General features: G+C 30.0%; 19 protein-coding genes. 3 read left to right on the top strand and 16 right to left on the bottom strand.

Going from position 1 to position 19,566, the window contains the following annotated elements; all coding sequences use genetic code 11:
• Positions 1-68: 68 nt before the first annotated feature.
• The 7 genes from eutH to CLOCEL_RS10535 form a co-directional block, all read right to left on the bottom strand.
• The gene (gene eutH / locus CLOCEL_RS10505; protein ID WP_010076946.1) at positions 69-1,160 is read right to left on the bottom strand and encodes an ethanolamine utilization protein EutH; all 1,092 of its coding nucleotides are present in this window, start codon (positions 1,158-1,160) and stop codon (positions 69-71) included.
• 227 nt (positions 1,161-1,387) lie between these two features.
• Complete coding sequence (locus tag CLOCEL_RS10510; RefSeq protein WP_010076945.1) at positions 1,388-2,578, bottom strand: M50 family metallopeptidase; 1,191 nt, start codon at positions 2,576-2,578, stop codon at positions 1,388-1,390.
• Positions 2,579-2,584: 6 nt separating this feature from the next.
• Positions 2,585-3,901, bottom strand: a complete 1,317-nt coding sequence (locus CLOCEL_RS10515) for a radical SAM/SPASM domain-containing protein (protein ID WP_013291719.1) — start codon at positions 3,899-3,901, stop codon at positions 2,585-2,587.
• Between the two features lie 70 nt (positions 3,902-3,971).
• A complete protein-coding gene (locus tag CLOCEL_RS10520; protein ID WP_010077629.1) occupies positions 3,972-4,913 on the bottom strand; it encodes an IS982 family transposase in 942 nt (313 codons plus the stop codon).
• A 387-nt stretch (positions 4,914-5,300) separates the two neighbouring features.
• Positions 5,301-5,537 (bottom strand): hypothetical protein, encoded by a 237-nt coding sequence (locus CLOCEL_RS10525; RefSeq protein ID WP_010076943.1) that lies wholly within the window; start codon positions 5,535-5,537, stop codon positions 5,301-5,303.
• 434 nt (positions 5,538-5,971) lie between these two features.
• The gene (locus tag CLOCEL_RS10530) at positions 5,972-6,214 is read right to left on the bottom strand and encodes a hypothetical protein (RefSeq protein ID WP_010076942.1); all 243 of its coding nucleotides are present in this window, start codon (positions 6,212-6,214) and stop codon (positions 5,972-5,974) included.
• A 353-nt stretch (positions 6,215-6,567) separates the two neighbouring features.
• Positions 6,568-8,943 (bottom strand): transglycosylase domain-containing protein, encoded by a 2,376-nt coding sequence (locus tag CLOCEL_RS10535; RefSeq protein ID WP_010076941.1) that lies wholly within the window; start codon positions 8,941-8,943, stop codon positions 6,568-6,570.
• Between the two features lie 142 nt (positions 8,944-9,085).
• Here CLOCEL_RS10535 and yunB point away from each other — a divergent pair, with 142 nt between their 5' ends.
• Entirely contained in the window at positions 9,086-9,790 is a 705-nt protein-coding gene (gene yunB, locus CLOCEL_RS10540) for a sporulation protein YunB (RefSeq protein ID WP_010076940.1), read from the top strand.
• A gap of 172 nt (positions 9,791-9,962) precedes the next feature.
• On the opposite strand, the gene hpt is transcribed toward yunB, so the two are convergent.
• Entirely contained in the window at positions 9,963-10,490 is a 528-nt protein-coding gene (hpt, locus tag CLOCEL_RS10545) for a hypoxanthine phosphoribosyltransferase (RefSeq protein WP_010076939.1), read from the bottom strand.
• Positions 10,491-10,582: 92 nt separating this feature from the next.
• On the opposite strand from hpt, the gene hflX reads away from it, so the two are divergent.
• The gene (gene hflX / locus CLOCEL_RS10550; RefSeq protein WP_010076938.1) at positions 10,583-12,382 is read left to right on the top strand and encodes a GTPase HflX; all 1,800 of its coding nucleotides are present in this window, start codon (positions 10,583-10,585) and stop codon (positions 12,380-12,382) included.
• A 15-nt stretch (positions 12,383-12,397) separates the two neighbouring features.
• On the opposite strand, the gene CLOCEL_RS10555 is transcribed toward hflX, so the two are convergent.
• The 7 genes from CLOCEL_RS10555 to spoIIAA form a co-directional block, all read right to left on the bottom strand.
• Positions 12,398-12,964, bottom strand: coding sequence for a stage V sporulation protein AE (locus tag CLOCEL_RS10555; protein ID WP_010076937.1), 567 nt, complete (start codon positions 12,962-12,964; stop codon positions 12,398-12,400).
• A gap of 4 nt (positions 12,965-12,968) precedes the next feature.
• Positions 12,969-13,325, bottom strand: coding sequence for a stage V sporulation protein AE (spoVAE, locus tag CLOCEL_RS10560; RefSeq protein ID WP_029169278.1), 357 nt, complete (start codon positions 13,323-13,325; stop codon positions 12,969-12,971).
• A gap of 2 nt (positions 13,326-13,327) precedes the next feature.
• Positions 13,328-14,353, bottom strand: coding sequence for a stage V sporulation protein AD (spoVAD, locus tag CLOCEL_RS10565; RefSeq protein WP_010076935.1), 1,026 nt, complete (start codon positions 14,351-14,353; stop codon positions 13,328-13,330).
• A gap of 11 nt (positions 14,354-14,364) precedes the next feature.
• Complete coding sequence (gene spoVAC, locus CLOCEL_RS10570) at positions 14,365-14,814, bottom strand: stage V sporulation protein AC (RefSeq protein ID WP_010076934.1); 450 nt, start codon at positions 14,812-14,814, stop codon at positions 14,365-14,367.
• Positions 14,815-14,902: 88 nt separating this feature from the next.
• Entirely contained in the window at positions 14,903-15,700 is a 798-nt protein-coding gene (sigF, locus tag CLOCEL_RS10575) for an RNA polymerase sporulation sigma factor SigF (RefSeq protein WP_010076933.1), read from the bottom strand.
• 13 nt (positions 15,701-15,713) lie between these two features.
• The gene (gene spoIIAB, locus CLOCEL_RS10580) at positions 15,714-16,145 is read right to left on the bottom strand and encodes an anti-sigma F factor (protein WP_010076932.1); all 432 of its coding nucleotides are present in this window, start codon (positions 16,143-16,145) and stop codon (positions 15,714-15,716) included.
• A gap of 16 nt (positions 16,146-16,161) precedes the next feature.
• Positions 16,162-16,545: an anti-sigma F factor antagonist gene (gene spoIIAA / locus CLOCEL_RS10585; RefSeq protein WP_010076931.1), complete on the bottom strand. Its 384-nt coding sequence runs from the start codon at positions 16,543-16,545 to the stop codon at positions 16,162-16,164.
• A gap of 216 nt (positions 16,546-16,761) precedes the next feature.
• On the opposite strand from spoIIAA, the gene speE reads away from it, so the two are divergent.
• Complete coding sequence (speE, locus tag CLOCEL_RS10590) at positions 16,762-17,592, top strand: polyamine aminopropyltransferase (protein ID WP_010076930.1); 831 nt, start codon at positions 16,762-16,764, stop codon at positions 17,590-17,592.
• Positions 17,593-17,758: 166 nt separating this feature from the next.
• Here the strand turns inward: speE and CLOCEL_RS10595 are convergent, their stop codons facing one another.
• Positions 17,759-19,492 (bottom strand): Eco57I restriction-modification methylase domain-containing protein, encoded by a 1,734-nt coding sequence (locus CLOCEL_RS10595; protein WP_010076929.1) that lies wholly within the window; start codon positions 19,490-19,492, stop codon positions 17,759-17,761.
• Between the last annotated feature and the right edge of the window lie 74 nt (positions 19,493-19,566).

Below are 19,566 nucleotides of genomic sequence, written 5' to 3' on the forward strand. Positions count from 1 at the left end.
AGCAACTCTTTACTTAATATATTAGTGAAGAGTTGCTTTTTATAATATCAAAATTATTAGTATAAAAATTAGAGTTCTAAAGAAATCTTACCTTGTTCATGCTCATATAACCAATTAGCTAGAACAATACTGGTTATACCCGCTACAAGCTTAGATAAAATGAATGCTCCTATCATTTTGGGAGCTATCCCTGATACGAATCCAAATTGGCCACCAAACACAAAAGCACCACTGACACTGAAAGCTGTACAAATTATCTTTCCTTTAGGATTCATTTCCTTGTATGTTCCAAATATCAACAAATTACTAGCTAAATTACCTAAAAGTCCTGATATAGATGCTGAGTTGATTCCAAACCTATCCCCTATTCTTTTAAAACTATCTTTAAAAATATGATTTATTAGTGCTAGCATAGGATAAGCCCCTGCTAAAACAAATGATATTTTACTAACGATTGTTATAGATTCAGAGAGTGGTGCCATATTATAAATGACTTTTACTCCAAATATAGAATCAATTCCTTGAAATAACAATCCAATGATACTAAAACTCATTATAAGCTTTCCAAAGATATTAAAGCATTTCATCAAGAAACCTGGTGTTTTTATCAAACCTATTACGAGTAGAATGATAAAAATATATATAGGTAAAAGATTCCAAAATAATGTAATTAATTGTATTTTAAGCCACATACCTGCTATAAAGCAGCCTATTGGTATAGTTATTATTCCAACTATAACACCCTTGGAAAAATAAGATTCATCCTCCTTAGAGAGCATTCCTAAAGCAACAGGTATGGAAAAACTAATAGTTGAACCTAATGTTGATGCTATAATAATACCAGAAAAGGTTCCCATCTCTTCCGTTAAGGCTAGTTTAGTTGCCATTTGATATCCTCCCATATCTACTGCTAAAAAAGTTGCAGGAAATATTGATGGATCTAAGTTAAGTTCTTTACAAATAGGAACAATCATTGTTATTAGAAAATTCGAAACCAATGGAGCTAAAGAATATATACCTACCATACCAATGCCCAATGGTCCCATAGTTTTTATTCCTTCCTCAAATTTCAAACCAAGTTTTAAAGGACTTCCTAAAATATAATCGATTCCTCCTATAATGAAAAAAGAACCTACTATATATAATATAAGTTTATCCATAGATTTTCTCCTTTGTATAAGTAAATTACAAGTGATTATACACCAATTGATATTTTATACTATTTCCTTCAATGTTAAAAGAAAAAATTAATTTCTTTATTTAATGATATAGGCTATCCCCCATAACCCTTTTGAAGATACTTTCAAAGGTTTTCGGAGGTTGTACAAAAAATAAAATCCTCTTAAGTTTAATTTTCAATTAAACTTAAGAGGATTTTATAACTGCTCTATGCAGTTTTTTTTGAACCATTTCTCTTTACAAATATTTTTTGAAGCATAATCCTTGTTAATATCATTAATATTAGGATATACACATATTTAGGTTTAGATAATGCTTCGAGAATATCGTGATTTCTACGGTAACTTTCAATTACCATTGAGAACATCCAATAAAGTTGGGATATTAGAAATCCACCAATGAATAATGTTGTAGCAACAAAATATATTGCAAATATTCCTGAAAATTTATTCTTTTTTCTTGTTATCCATTTTTTAAATTGAACAAAAGATTCTTTTCTTAAATTTGGAGTCTTTAATAACGTACTCATGATGAAATAACCATCTAACGGCAGTAAAGGCGAAAGATTTGAAGTTACTAAGCCAATGTTTAATACTGCAGTTATTGTTAAAACGTTCTTTAAGTCTCCTTGAAAAAATAATCCTAATATAGAGCAAAACGAAGCAATAACCATATTCATGTAAATGCCAGCGCTCCATACAATTATTCTTTTTTTCTCACTAATAGTATATAGCCCTGGTATTTTAAGATAAACCATAGGTGTAAAACCAAGATATAATGCCCCTATAAGCTCCTTAGGCTTTAAATTAAATTTGCTCGCAATAATAGCGTGTGAAAGTTCATGAAAAAGTATAGAAGCTGCGTAGATGAGAAATGATAGTATAAAACTTATAAAATATGAATTAGATATAGAATAGGTTTCTGCATTAATTAATGCTTTATAGTTAAATATAAGTAATAATATACCTGCAAAGATAATAAATGTAGTAATAAAAGCAATTGTAATAAAAAAGTTTTTTTTCAACTTTGAAATGAAAGTATTTATTCCGGATAAAGGTATTTTGAACAATGTAAAAGATAATTTTTCAAGTTCTTGTTTTGTTACTATTGATGAATCTTTATTATTAACTACTAAGTCAGCTTTACATAAAATTAAATAAAACTTTGCTACATCCATTTTGATGTATTTGTCATTTTTCAAAACTTCTTGAATTTCTTGTATTGAATGAGTACCGTCGAAATATTCAATACAACTCATTATTTCATTAATCATTTTCCCAGGAACCTGAATAAATTTATCTCTTTCAATGCTTCCAACACAATACATATCCTGTTTTTTACTTTGAAACAGCTTCCATGATGAAATATCTGACATTACCTTTGGATATATATCATTCATATAAGTTTACCTACCTTGAGCTAATTTTTCTCTATCTTTTTGCTTTTCTTGAAGTTTTATTATGTGTAAGATAACTTTTTCAATCATTCTCTTTTGTAAATCACAAATAGATTTACTCAGCACATCTATTGAGCCAGTTTCTTTATAGTATTGACCTACACAACCTGAGCATACTTTTCTAGCAAAACATTTATTGCATGGGTCTACAATATTTTTATTTCTATTTGCGAATTGATTTTTTATCTTAATAAAATTTTCTGAAGAAAAAAGGTTTTCATCCATTACATTACCCATTAGCATTTCTTCATTATCAGTGAAAGTAAAACATGGGTATACGGAACCATCGATTGATACTGCATAGTATCCTAATCCAGCAGGACACATATGGTCTATTCCCTTTATTCTCATTTTTAATGTATCAATAATTTTCTTTACTAAAGGATAATCATAATAATTTTCTTCTTCAAAACTTGCAAAAATCTCATCAACAGACTTAAGAAATTCATCATAATTATCTAGTAAAAAATCTTCATCTTTTCCGGCAGCTGGAACTACATGAGCCATTGTACCAAAGTTATCAATTATATATCTTACTACATCCATTACAGAAATACTTTGATTGATATGATTTATATTATAAGTTGCCTGTATAGATGCAGGTTCATTGAGCTCTTCTTTCAATAATCTTATATTTTTTTCTACAACTTCTGATGCACCAGTTCCATCTTTAAACATTCTCATGGAATTATTAACATCACTATTTCCGTCCAAACTTACCGTGAGACTTACATTGTGCTTTTTCATTAAACTGATGAATTCATCATCTATTAATACTCCATTAGTAACAGCACCGATGGCAGGTTTTTTTGAAATTTCACCTTTCTCAAATTTTTCATCCACATATTCGCATATGAATTTAACTACTTCCATATTTAATAGTGGTTCTCCACCAAAAAGCTGAATTCCTTTAACATTATCATAGAAATTTAAAAATCTATCTAAAGATATTTTTGCAATTTCTTTTGTCATATAACCTTTTTCAGATTCATAACAACCACCATTGGCATAACAATATTTACATGCAAGATTACAATCATTACTAATATTTAATACAAGCTTCTCTATATATTTTTCACCACTAGAAATCTTTATATTTTCTTCAGAATCTTTAGATTTCTTTTCAATGCTTTTAATAAGTGCATTAACTTTATCTATATCCATATTGTATTTTTGAGAAAGTTCTTTAACACTTAGACCATTGATTGAATCTAATAAAATAGATTTAGTTAAGTTAACCTGTTGTGCTAGCAGATAAGTTTTCATTAAAAGGATATTTATACCATGATTTTAGGCAGTCCTATCCTATTGTCTCATATACTGTTTTTGGAAATTATTATCCGAATACTAATTCTTTAATCTTTGATATTTCTATACCTATATTAAAAAATTTATTTATAAAATAGCAAAGATTATGAGCTAATATTTTATTTGATATTCTTGTGGCAAATCCCCAAGTTGATTTTGTAAGAACCCTCTGCATATTTAATTGCTCGGAGAGCTGAGAAAAAGTAGTTTCTACTCTACGACGAGCCTTGAATATCAACTGCCTAAAAGGTTTTAAAAGTTTAGTTTTACTATTGTTACGATTTATTGTTAAAAGACGAATGTACCTTGTTTCTTTTAATTGCGAAGCAACTTTTTGACCTATATATCCTTTATCACCTATTAGTATATCAATCTCTGAATTAGCTGTGAGTTCCCAGACGACATCTCTGTCATCAATATTTGCTGCTGTTACAGTAAAATCTGTGATATAGCCATCGAGGGCTACTAAAGCATGTAATTTGAATCCATAATATGTTTCTTTTTTCGAAGCGCATCGCCCGTAGGCAGCCTCCGGCTTAAAAGCTTTATGGAAATGAGCTCTCCCAAACTTACACACAGGAATTGGCATACTATCTGCAATTCTCATTCGGTCATATTGATAGTTAAGAAATTTCGTTAACTCTTTACGAATTTCATCAATGACTCGAAATAATGACTTTCTAACTCTATGAAACCTCGGCCTACTACAAAAGTTGGGAAATAAGTCTCGTAGGTTTTTAGAGCAAAATCCAAACCATGCTTTTTCAGAGTCAATGGTTAAGAGTTCACCTACTAAAGAAATCGTAATTATTTCGCTATCAGTCATTACTGATTTAGCGATGTTACGACGATTTTTAATAAATGTTGGAGTTACTTTTTGGTAAAAGTCATCAATTATAACATAAGTGACAACAATAAAATCTTTTAAGTCATTTATTGTTATGGTAGAATCTTTATTAAACTCTGGCATATAGGTTAGCCTCCTATCATTAGATTAGTGGTGTTTTTTAATGATAGGTTAGCAAATATGCTGGAGTTTTTCTATTTGTAAGTATTGCCAGCGTATTTAACTAGCACAACGGGTTAAGTTATTAATTTTAAAAAACTTCATTGTTTCTGGAAGAAAAGCAACTACATGTGTATTATCTTCAATAAAATGTATATCCATAGTTCATCTCCTAAAAAAGATAGTGAGTAGTGAAACTACTCACTATAATAATCAAACAAAACGTTATGTATTGTGAAAAAATTAAAGATTAAAAGTAAATGTTTACTTTTAAAAAACCTTTACAATATGTACAAAATGGTAACGTCTTGCAGCCAAAAGTTAAATTATTAAAATAGCAATTATTCAGTATTATTTCGCTAATAGATCTGTTGCTATTGGAGTAGTTGCCACTAAACCAGATGTTGGAACAGGTTCCATTGCCACTAAACCAGATGTTGGAACAGGATCCATTGCTACTAATCCTGATAATCTAGGAACTTTAGTTATTGATAAAATAGATGGTGTAACAGTTTCTTCTAGAAGCATTATTTCTTCTACGTCTACCTCATCAAAGATAATTTCTTCTTGGATTTTTTGATTCTTCATTTTTTAGCCCTCCTAAATATTTTTTATAATACTATAAGATAATACATATGGCTTGTACGTAATCAATATATACTGTTTTATATTGAAGATATATTTATATTTAATGTTTTTTACATATTAATACAAATGTAAAGCCTACAAATTTAAGTATAAGAGTTATGTATAAACCAGTTGTATAAAATAGTATTATCAATATAAATAATACCACTTAATACATTAAAATGTAATACAAATAACATATAATTTACAAATTATATAGTTTTTTTACATATTATCAGAAAACTATTAATAGCTTTGCAATTACCTCAATAAGGTGGTTGTGCAATAATTCTAAAGAAATAAACCAAGGTGTAAATCTTATACACCTTGGTTTATTATATTAAAAATTACAGATAGTCATTTTAAATGATTTATAAGTATTTAAGAATCAGTTGTTAATTTAAAACAGAAATTGAGTTCTGAATAGATTCTATTACATCTAATAAAGTTTTACTTTGTTTTACCTCACTAATTGCTGAATCTAAAGATACTCCCAGTTTTTCTTCAACGTCGATAATTAGATTGACTAAACCATATGTATCAATTTTAATTTTTTCATCAATGCTAGGTTCTTTAGTAAGTCCCTGAGCTTTTAATAGGTTACTGTAACTTTCGAAAATTGCATCATTGACTCTCATAATGATCACTCCTAATCCTTTAGTACTTCAGTATTTAAAAATTGAAAGATATATTAATTATACAGTAACCATATTGTGGAAAAAAGTGTTTCGTGTAAATGATTTCAAGAAATTAATATACAATATTAGTATTAATCAGATACTTAATTACTTAATTCGCCAAATCTAATAAGTGAAAAGCGATAGATGTAAAAAATACCTGCTTATTTTTGTAGTAATTTACCGAATAGTCTTATTAAAACTTATAATATTAAATGTTAAGAGTTATAACAAGAGAAAAAACAGGTTTTAAAATAAAAATCTTAAAGCCTGTTTTTTCTTATATATAATTAAAATAAGGTTAAGCATCAGTACTACTGAGTTGTATTAGGTTTTGTAGAGGGAGTGTTATTTCCATTAGTGTTTCCAACAGGAGTATTACCACCAGTGTTATTACTTGGTGTCTGTGTTGGTGTTTGTGTTTGTGCCTGCGCTGGTGTTTGTGTCTGCGCTGGTGTTTGTGTTGGTTTAGTATTTTTAGTTGGAGTATTATCTTTTTTTGGTTCAACTTTTGCATGAGCATTAGTATATGCGGTTGGTTGAGTTCCAGGAATAAAATATTCAGTATATGAATCCCCTGCTGCTTTACATAAATCGTTAGCTAGAAGTCCTGTCTTTTTGCATATTTCTGATTGAACCAGTCCTGAAGGTGGGGTTAAATCTTTAATTTCTTTATCTTTAACAAGATACTCCATTATTAATCGCCATGCGTTTCCTACAGCATTACTGCTGCTGAAACCTGGTATTTCTGTCATAGTGTCATTTCCAACCCAAACGGCTCCAGAATAATAAGGTGTTAATCCTGCAAACCAAAGATTCATGTAATTTTCCGTAGAACCTGTTTTACCAGCAGTAGGCATACCATTAGTTAATCTTGCAAAAGAACCTGTTGCGAAAATTGGATTATTAACTGGTTCCTTAAGCAATAAATATGTTAAATATGCTGTCTCTGGTGAAAATACCCTTTCAGTAATTTTCTGAGCTTCTAAGATAGTAACACCATTACTATCTGTAACTTTGCTATAGTATAGTGGTCTTGTATAATTTCCATTGTTTGCAAATACATTATAAGCAGCTGCCATATTAAGGGTATTAGTACCTTCTGTTAACCCACCTAAAGCTAATGTAGAGTAAGCTTTATCTGCGTCAACAACTCCTAGATGCAATTTCGTAGCGTAGTCAAAGGAAGTGTCAACACCGATTAGATCTAAAGTTCTAAGTGCGACTATATTACTAGAGGCAGCTACTGCAGTTCTTATGGAGATTGAACCCAAATAATTGCCAGCGGCATTTTTAGGAATTACATTACCATAATCCATTTTTTTTAGTGTTGCTTCGTCAATTGGTGTATCCTCTCCTATTGATGCCAATGTTATTTTCTTTTGCTCTATTGCTGGAGCATAAACTGTTAGAGGTTTAATTGAAGAACCTACTTGCTTTTTAAAGGTTTCAAAGTCAGCTGCTCTATTATATGTTTGGCTAGCTGCAACTTTTCTTCCTCCGATCATTATTTTTACTTGATTTGTTTCATTATCAATAAATACAGCTGAAGATTGTGGCTGAGTAAGACCATTGGCATCAACCCCTGATTCTAAACTACGGAATGAGCTATCTTCATTAATTATTCCTTGTGCTGTATCTTGAGCTGCCTTATTCATAGTAGAATATATAGTAAGTCCACCGCCATTTACAAGATCTTCCACATCTTTATCACTATAACTATATTTGGCTTTCAAATCTTCTTTAACTTGTTTAAGCATTGGAATTGTGAAGAATCCATAGTCAAGGTTTGAAGCGTAGGCAATAGTACCTCGATTAAATGGAATATTTTCACCATGTGTTGCAATTTCAGCTATTGCAGTATCATAATCTCCTTGAGATATCTTCTTATTCTTTAACATTTGTTTTAATACTAGTTTTGTTCTAGAGACATATACTGATGGATTTGCAATATTTTCATCATAAAAAGGATAATAAATGCTAGGTGCTTGAACAGTTCCTGCAATGAATGCGCTTTCAAGTAAGGTTAATTGATTTATATTATCCTTGTTAAAGTATAACTTTGCTGCTGCGCCAACACCGTTAGCAGGTCCACCACAAGAAACAGCATTCATATACGCTTCTAAAATTTCATCCTTTGAAAGATTTTTTTCTAAATCCCAAGCTAAATACATTTCTTGGAATTTTCTTTCAAAATTTAATCTATCAGTTAAAGATGATTCTAAAAACATTCTTTGTTTTATTAGTTGTTGAGTTAAGGTAGAACCACCTTGCATTACTCCCTGACCAGTAAGTTTACTTTTTACACTTGCTAAGGAAGCACCAATAAGTCTTTTGAAATCTAAACCATGATGATTATAAAATCTCTCGTCTTCAATGGAAGTAAAGGCATCTTTAAGATATTGAGGAGCATCACTTATAGAAATTATTTTTCTATTGGAGCTACCAGCGTAATCAATAACTTGACCAGTATCATCTAATATTTTAGACGGTTCATTTAACTGTGTTATGTAGCCTATATCTAACTTTGGTGCAGTTTTAACAGCAGCTACGGCAAAGCCAATTCCAATTAATATCACGATAAATCCTGCTGCGATTAATAAAAGAAAAAAGCTTTTAATTACTTTGAAGATCGTTATTTTCCTACGCTTCTTTTTGTTTTTTCCATTATTCATGCTTCTTTGTGTCATTTGATATCCTCCTCGATATAAACAAAGTAGGCGTAATTTTTTTCAATAAACTATTTCTATTATAACACAGAATTATCCTTTATTTTAATTCATATATATAATTATTATTATTTACAGATAAAACCTATGTTTTAAGAAAGGAGTGTTTGAGATAAATTACAAGTTAAGAAATTTTATAAGAAAAATAACTATAAATGGACCAAGGAGAAAGAAAAATTATAAGAACTTTTTCCTAATAATAATTATAGTCATAGTTGTTGTATTTTTATACCAGATGTTTTCAATTTTTGATAACATAGTCGTACCTAATATGCTCTCAGTAGCGGAATATGAAATGAAGACAAAAACTGTTGATGTTATTAATGAAGTTATATTAGAAGAGTGTTCAGAAAGTTTTAAATATGATGAGGTTATTAATATTGATAAGGATAAAAATGATAATATAGTTATGTTAAAGGCTGATACTATAAAGCTTAATAAAATAGCAGTATCTGTTTCTTTAAAGGCGCAAGACAAGATAAAAGAACTTGGAGCTATTGGAGTATCTGTTCCGCTTGGATATGTAACTCAAAATAGTTTTGTATCAAATTATGGACCTAATATTAAAATTAAAATGAAACCAATTGGTAGTGTTGAAACAAAATATATATCTGAATTCGAATCAGCAGGAATCAATCAAACAAGGCATAAAATTTATGTAGAAACAGTATCAAATATTCAAGTTATATTGCTTTCTTCTCATAAAGAAATTGAAGTTAAACATATCATTCCTATATCAGAGACAATAATAGTTGGGAAAATACCAGATACATCTATAGATTTAAACTTAAATAAAGACATAAATTAGATTTTATTAAGATTTATTAAAATTAACTTTAAGATATTTCGTTGTCAGATCTATCTGAAGAATTTATATGGTTATCAAAGAGTCCATAATTATATAGGAATTTACTTAGAAATCATATAAAAGAATGCCTCGATTAGTAAATATATTTATACAATCGAGGCATTTTCATTTTCTATTTTTCTTCCCAATTAAAAACATAAGGAACGTTTCTATAGTAATCCCCATAGTTTAATCCATAACCAACAACGAATACATCTGGGATTTCAAAACATATATAATCTGCAGTTAAGCTTACCTTTCTTCTTTCTGGTTTATCTAAAAGAACGCAAGTTTTAACTGATAAGGCTCCTTTATCTTTTACATATTTGGTTACAAAATCCATAGTATAACCAGTATCTATAATATCATCTACTATCAGTACATCACAGCCTTCTATGTTATCAGGAATATCGTTTACTACTTTAACGCTACCAGAACTAGTTTCGCTATGTCCATAGCTTGAGGTTGTCATAAAACCGATTTTTGCATTAGTGTCAATGGCCCTTACCAAATCTGCTGCAAAAATAAAGCTTCCTCTAAGTAATGATAATACATAAAGATTTTTATCTTTATAATCTTTTTCAATAATTTTTCCTACTTCTTTTATCCTTTTTTCTATTTGTTCTTCTGAAATTAATATATTTCTTTTCTTATTATCCATGTTAACCTCCAGCCATTGATATTTACAACGATAGAATCATAGTATAAAATTATATCTAAATTGTCAAGTAGCTTGAATTGGAGGTTATATGTATGATTAATGGCAACATAGAGGGAGTTAAGAATAGCTTTCTCGCAGAACTTGAGGATTTGTATAAGTTAAAGGCTTACAAAGATCAAATTGCAACAGTGGAAATGGTGAATACAATTGTTAATGTTACAAAAGCAATAAATAGAGAAGTAAGTATTGCTATTGATAGAAAAGGTAATGTAATTGATGTTTCTATTGGTGATAGCGCCACAGTAAACCTGCCTATGATAGATTTAAAGGAGAAACGACTTTGTGGTGTTAAGGTTTTACATACACACCCAAGTGGAAATTCTAACTTATCTGTAGTAGACACATCGGCTCTTTTAAAGCTTAAACTTGATGCAATGATAGCTGTTGGGGTTACTGAAGACGGTATTACCGATGTAACTTTAGGTTTTTGTGCATTAAAGAATGAGATATTAGTTTATGATAAAGTTGGTCCTATGTCCTTGGAAGATTCTCTTAACTTTAACTACTTAGAGAAAGTAAATTATGTTGAAAGTTTTTTAAAAAATTCTTCTGTAACAGAAAATGAAGAAGAAGAAGAAATTGCTATTGTTGTAGGTGTAGATAATGAGGAGAGTTTAGATGAGCTAGAAGAACTAGCAAATGCTTGTAATGTAAAAGTTGTATATAAAGTTCTACAAAAGAAAAATAAAATAGATAACTTATATTACATAGGAAGTGGAAAAGCCGAGGAATTAGCACTTATTAAACAAGTAAAAGGTGCAAATCTTATAATTTTTGATGATGAATTAAGCGGAATTCAAGTAAAAAATCTAGAAGAAGTCACTGGTACAAAGGTTATTGATAGGACTATATTGATATTAGAGATATTCGCTAGACGTGCTAAAAGTAGAGAAGCTAAAATTCAAGTTGAGTTGGCGCAACTTAAATATAGATCTGCCAGACTAATTGCTCATGGTATTACAATGTCTAGAACTGGAGGTGGAATTGGAACTAGAGGCCCTGGTGAAAAAAAGCTTGAAATCGATAGAAGAAGGATAAAAGATGATATTCATGATTTAAGAATGGAATTAGAAAAGATAAGAAAGAATAGAGCTGTTCAAAGGGAAAAAAGGTCTAAATCTAATGTTCCTAAAATATCTTTAGTTGGATATACTAATGCAGGAAAATCTACATTAAGGAATGCTTTAGCTGAGTATGCGTTAGTAGAACAAGGAAAGCAAAAGGATAAAGTTTTTGAAGCAGATATGCTTTTTGCAACATTAGATGTTACAACAAGAGCCATACTGCTTAGAGATAAGCGTGTAGCTGCTTTAACAGATACCGTTGGATTCATAAGAAAGTTATCTCACGATTTAGTAGAAGCGTTTAAATCTACTCTTGAGGAAGTAATTTTTGCTGATTTACTACTTCACGTTGTAGATAGTTCAAGTGATATAATTTTTGAACAAATTGAAGCTACTCATGCAGTTTTAAAAGAACTGAATGCTTTTGATAAGCCTATAATTTTAGTGTTGAATAAGGTTGATAAAGAAAATGCCCATACCGTTGCTGAGATAAAGGAAAAATACAAAGAATTTCAGGTAATCCCTATCAGTGCTAAGAATGGAACTAATTTTGATGGTTTAATGGAAATGATAGTTGAATTTCTTCCAAATCCTATGAAGAAGGTTGAGTTTTTGATACCATATAGTGATGGTGATGTAGGTGCTTATCTACATAGAAATGCAATAATTGAGGAAGAAGATTATTTAGATAATGGAACCAAAGTAATAGCCACTGTTGATATAGAAACATATAATAAGTTCAATAAATTTATAGTAAATGAATTCTAGAAATAAGGCACCTGCTTAATAAGCTGGTGTCTTACTCAAATTATTTATGATATTATTTATTGCTATAGTGAGAACTGCACTATTATTATTTTCAAATTTCCCTTTCATTTTACCAACATCACCAATTCCTATTATGTACGGTTTTTCTTTTAGCATATATAGAAAGTTATGAGTATCTCCATATAGAATCTTTGAGTTTTGAACAACGCCCTCCTTATTAACAGCATATGGGACAATATCCCCATTTCTATCTACTGAGCAATCTACTTCTGTTCCAGAGCAATTATCACAATTTGAAGCTACAGCAATTATACCAATAATTTCTATATATTCATTTAGTAGTAATTCCATCATGGTTTTTTCACCTAATCCATATCCTCTTTTTCCTTTATCATCTACCATAACAAGAACTGGATTTCCTAAAGCACTTTTTATCATCTCAATAAGCAGTTCTGGATTTAAAATACTTGGAGTTCCTGCTGACAAAGATATACAACGTCCATGTATAGCTTTTGCAGCTTTTTCAACCTCTATTTTTGCATGGGAATCTCCATCAGTTATAATTATCACTTGTTTTTTCACATAATCACTCCTTAGTTTTAGGATTAAAAAGTATAGCCATTAAGTATCCAAAAACTATTGCAGCAGTGATTCCTCCTGCTGTACCTTTAATGCCGCCTGTAAATGCACCAAGAAGTCCTATCTCATCAACCTCTTTTATAGCAGCTTTTGATAATGCATAACCAAAGCCAGGAAGTGGAACTGTTGCTCCTGCTTTGCCAACCTCTACTGCATAATCGTAAAGATTAAAGGCACCTAAAATAGCACCAATAACGACAAAGGAAACTAGAATTCTAGCTGGTGTGAGTTTTGTTTTATCCATAAGTATTTGTGCGATTACACACCATATTCCACCAAATATAAATGCACTAACATAATTCATAATCATTTTGACTCACCACCTTCTATTGCTACAGCATGTGCAATTCCAGGAATAGTTTCTCCTTGTAGTGTTGATGTTGGACTGAGGAGTGCACCAGTTGATACCAAAAGAACTCTTTTTAATTGTTTGCTTAAAAGTCTTTTGAAAATATAGCCACTAAATACTACTGCAGAGCAACCACATCCACTACCACCAGCTAAAGTATCTTGTGTATTTTGATCAAAAATTTCTGCCCCACAATCAATATATCTTTTACCAATATCATATCCACATTCTAATAGCAATTGGTTTGTAATATTTCTACCGTATATGCCTAGGTCGCCAGTTGCAATGATGTCATAATCTTTTGGAGAACGACCAGTATCTATAAAATGCTGTTTAATTGTATCAACAGCAGCTGGAGCCATAGCAGCTCCCATATTATTAGCATCTACTATCCCATAATCTTTTACTTTCCCAGTAGTAACATAGCTTACATAAGGGTATTGAGTATCTTCACTTTTTTGAAGAAGCATAGAACCACTTCCTGTAACAGTCCATTGTGCTGTGGGATTTCTTTGACTTCCATATTCAAGGGGAAATCTAAATTGTCTTTCAGCAGAACTAAAATGAGAAGATGTAGTTGCAATCACATTATTAGCAAAACCGCCTTCTACCATTAAGGAAGCAAGACTTAATGATTCTGTCATTGTAGAACAAGCTCCGTATAGCCCAAAGAAAGGTATATTAAGCTTTCTAACGGCAAAGCTGGTAGCTGTTAGTTGATTTAATAAATCTCCTCCAAATAAATAATCAATATCTTCTTCACTGAGCCTAGCTTTTTTTATTGTTTCAGTTACAGCTTTATACATTATACTTGATTCGGCTTTTTCATAACTATCAGTACCGTTTAAATCATCTTGAAGTACTATATCAAAATATTCGTTCAGTGGTCCTTCCCCTTCTTTTTTACCAACAACGGAAGTAGTAGTAATAATTCTAGGTCTAGTATCTAACTTTATAGTTTGTTTTCCTATGTGTATTCCCATTATATCCGCTCCTATTTAATAAAATAATATCCAAGACCAACAATTACTGAGGTGGTAATTCCATAAACTAAAACTGGACCAGCAATAGTGAACATTTTTGCGGCAACGCCAAATACAAATCCTTCCTTTTTAAATTCCATAGCAGGTGCTACAATGGAATTGGCGAAGCCAGTTATTGGAACAACTGATCCAGCTCCAGCTTTTGAAGCTAATTTATCATAGACACCCAGGCCTGTAAATAATGCTCCAATGAAGACCATAATTATAGCAGTTATTGCACTTGTATTCTCTTTGGAAATATCTAAGGATATGCATATTTCATTAATAAATTGTCCTACTGTACAAATTGCTCCTCCAACGATAAAGGCAAAAAAACAATTCTGAATTATCTTTGGTTTTGGAGTATTTTGCTCTGAAATTTTATCGAATTTTGCCTTAAGCTTTCTTTCTTTTGCATCCATATACTAACAACTCCTTATTTATGTTTTTACTTTATTATTTCTGTAAAGTGTAGTTTTTACTCATTTTTGCAATAAAAAAAGACGGAGATTATCCGTCTAAAGTTATTTTCATAAGTTTTAAAACTTTTTTTTCGATTCTGGAGACTTGTACTTGGCTTATTCCCAGCATTTTTGCTACTTGAATTTGAGTTTTGTCCTTAAAATACCTCAATAAAATTATTTGCCTTGACTTTGTATCAAGCTTTAATAGAGCATCTTTTAGTGCTAGCTTATCAATCATATCCTTATCATCTTCACCTGTTTCACTTATTTTATCTATAAGTAGCACTGGTGAACCATCATCTTGATGGATTACATCATATAGATATTGGAGACTTCCAGAAGATTCTGTAGCCATAATTATATCGTCTTTGCTTATCCCTGAATATTTCGATAGTTCTTCAATTGTTGGTTCTCTATTAAGTATATTAGTAAGATTTTCTCTATCATAATGTAATTTTTTAGCAGTTGCTTTTATGCTTCTACTAATTTTAATAATTCCATCATCCCTTAAAAAGCGTTTAATTTCACCCATAATCATTGGAACTGCATAAGTTGAAAATTTAACATTGAAGTCTGTATTAAAGTTATTTACTGCTTTAATTAATCCCATACAGCCGATTTGGAAAATATCATCATATTCATAACCTCGATTTAAAAATTTCTTGCTTATTGCAGCTACTAGTGGCATGTTTTTCTTGATCAAATCATTAAGGGCTTCGTTATCGCCACCTTGAGCTAGTTTTATAAGTTCCACGTTATCTGTATAATCGTTGATAGAATTATTTTGTTTTGAGGATTCATTTTCAAGGTTAAAACTATTACTCGTGTTAATCCCTCCTCTCATATTAAAAGCACTTCTATGACTCTAGAGAAGTGAATAATTTTTTCATTCTGATTGTAGTACCTAATGATCTTTCTGAAAATATTTCTAATGAGTCCATGAAAGTTTCCATAACTGTAAAACCCATGCCAGAACGTTCAAGTTCTGGTCGAGAGGTGTATAGTGGTTGTCTAGCCATATTTATATCTTCTATACCTACACCAGTATCTTTTATCTCAATGGTCAATTCATTATCGTTAATTTCACAGCGTATTTCTACTAAGCCCTCAGTATTTTCATAGCCATGAATTATAGCATTCGTAACCCCTTCAGATACAGCAGTTTTTATATCTGCAATTTCCTCTATGGTTGGATCAAGCTGAGCAGCAAAGGATGCGACAGCTACTCTTGCGAAGCTTTCATTTTCTGATTTGCTTAAAAATTCAACCTTCATTTCATTATGTCCCATTGTATATCCCCCTTATTTATAAGCTTTTTAGAGCTTCATCTACGTCTTTTGATAATCCTACAATTTTAAAAAGTCCTGAAAGATCAAAGATTCTTTTTATATTAGCATTAACATTAGTTATAATAACCTTGCCATTTTTCCTTTCAAGTTTTTTATATCTACCGATTACAGCTCCTATACCAGAACTATCCATAAATGAAATACCGTTAAAATCCATTATAAGATTAACATAATTTTCATTATCTAGTTTATCATCGATTTTAGCTCGTACTTCTTCTGAACTGTGATGATCTAATTCGCCTACCAATGTAGCTATCAAAGTTTTATCTATAGTTTTTATTAAAGGTTTTTCTGGAGTAGCTACTAAAGCTTTATCTGTATCTTGAAAATATATTAACATAAACAATCCCCCTTATAAAATACTTCAATTGTTGTCATACTATTCCTTTTTAATTAATTCTACAATTGTAATTAATTTCCTTCAACTTCCATACACTATTTTTTATTATACCCATGAGTGAAAATTTTATTCAGCTATTTAAAAAAGTTGTATTAATAATGAATGGCTGTTATAATTTATTATTGTCGATAATTTAATTATAGGAGGTTTTTCATAATGGACATGTGGATTTCGGAAGCGCAGATCCCAAATGCAGCTATGACCTATAAAATCAAAGAAACTTTAGTAAGAAGACAAACGGAATTTCAAGATTTAGCAATAGTTGATTCTTATGAACTTGGAAGGATGTTAGTACTTGATGGTATAGTTCAAACTACAATAAAGGATGAATTTGTTTATCATGAAATGATTAGCCATATCCCATTATATACTCATTCAAGTCCCAAAAAAGTTCTAGTTGTAGGTGGCGGTGATGGCGGCGCAATAAGAGAAATATTAAAACATCCAACTGTAGAAAAAGCAGTACTTTGTGAGATAGATGGTGCAGTTATCGAGGAATGTAAAAAGCATCTTAAAGAGATTTCTTGTGCTTTAGATGATCCAAGATGCGAAGTATTCGTTGGAGATGGAATTAAATATGTACACGAGCATAAGAATGAATTTGACGTTATAATAGTTGACTCTACAGATCCTTTTGGTGCTGCTGAAGGTCTTTTTGGCGGAAGTTTTTATAAGGAAATATATCAATGTTTGACAGAAGACGGTATATTTATTGCTCAAACAGAAACGCCATTTTATTTACCTGAAGTAGTTAAATCTGTATTTAATGATGCTAGAGACGTATTCCCTGTAACAAAGTTATTTATGGCACATATTCCTACATATCCAGGTGGTTACTGGAGTTTTACTGTTGGATCTAAAAAATATGATCCTGAAAATCCTGATTTTTCTGGCAAAGTAGATATTGATGGTTTAAAATACTATACTAAGAAGATTCATAGTGCTGCATTTACATTACCAAAATATGTAGAAGATTTATTAAAATAGTATAAAATAAAACAAGCTATATAGCATACTTTATATAGCTTGTTTTATTTATTAATGAGGATGTTAAGACATTCTATTTAAGGATAAATCCAGGATAAGAGATTACTAAGCTGTTCAAAAACTAATTGCATAGTAATATATATAATTTTCAAAATCAAAATAGTAATTATATATTTTTAATAATATCTATTTCATCAGAAGTAAATCCAAAGAAATCATATAAGTCTGCACTACTATTAATAGCATCTATTGGAATTTCAAGCTTCAACAGATTGCTAGGATAATATTCATAAAGCTTATCTCCGAGCTTTTTACCAAAGGTTTTAAAGTAGAATTCATAGATATCGCTATTTAAAAGCTTCATAATATACTCATATGTAACAGACACATGATCTCTTAGAACTAAAGCGTATACATCAGCGCTAAAATAGCTACCACTACTTAATGCAAATCGGTTATTAACACTCTTGTAAGGATAGATTATTTTTTCTTGACTAAATATTTCTGGCTTTCTGCCCCATTGCAATTGAAACCATTTTCTTATTCCATTTTTACATTCTCTTCTTTCTTCTAATTTATATTTCATTTGATTAATAAAGCTTATACAATTAGGAAAGTCGGATTCATTATTTATTAAATCTGAATAAATAATATATTTATCTGTATTTGTAACTGAAGCTTTTTCTATATTAGAGCTCTTAATCCAAGGCATTAAAAGCTCTTCTTCTAAATGATAGTTAGCTATATCTTCTTTTGTTACTATAAATGCTTTGTCACATCCAGTAATAATTCCTTGATAGCTTATACAAATATCATCTAAAGTAGTTGAACATTTTGCTTTTATTTTTTCAATTATGGATCTTTGTTTCTGATCTATAAGGATCCAGCCTTTATCATCAAGAAGGGTTTTATTTATGTAAAAAATATTCAATTTATTGTTTTCATAGCTATCTTTGCTAAAAAGTTCTTCTAAAAATTCTTTTTTACAGCAATTTTGAGGCTTGATAACTTCAATATTTCTTTGGTATTGATAATTAGCTTGTTCTTTAGATAAAAAGATAATTACTGGATCCACATTAGCATTACTAAATGGTCTTATTCCATAGAAATCTACTATTTTTAAAATATCAAAGTTAACTTTTAACATTCGTCTTAATATTGACCCACTAGGAGATTCTAAAAAATACCTTGAAGTTATAAAAGTTAACTTTCCAGAATCCTCTAAGTGATTTAATGCTTCTTGAAAAAAACAATAGGATATATCACCTTTATCTGAATAAATAGATTTAAACTTAAGTTTCAAAGCTTTAGAATATTCTTTATTTATATCTTTGTGACCTATATAAGGAGGATTGCCTATAAAAACATCATAGTCATCTTTATCACAAGTTAAAAAATCTTCATTGTACAAGTTTCTAAATATTACTCCATGTTCTTTAAACAGATCAATAGTAAGAAGTTTTAAAGCAAAAGAATCTATATCATAACCAAATAGATTATTTTTCAAAATATGAGCCTTAATATCTGTTATCTCCATAGAATTTTTACAATTAATTTCATTTATATTCTCTTCAAATATATTTAAAAGATGATTATATAAGGGTATTAATATATTACCAGTACCACAAGCTAAATCACAAATCTTTAAATAAGGATTACTTATTATTTCCTCTTTAGTAATAGTATTATTTATCATATAATTAGATATATTAATAGGTGTGTATACTACACCTTTCACAGTTTTTCTATCATGAAAATTTTTGTAGAAAAACTCACTTATTTTTGATGAAATTTCAAACTTTAAGACAAAATTAGTAAGAGCTAAATTTTTAAAATCAATATCTTTTTTAGAAATTATAATCTTATAAAGCTCTTCAATATCATTTGTAAACATATTCATGGTAATGTCTCCAATTTTATTACTTTAAAATAATTTAGTTATTAATTATAGCATCTTAGGGGAGGTCTAGCAAT

Source organism: Clostridium cellulovorans 743B (genome assembly GCF_000145275.1).
GTDB lineage: Bacteria > Bacillota > Clostridia > Clostridiales > Clostridiaceae > Clostridium_K > Clostridium_K cellulovorans.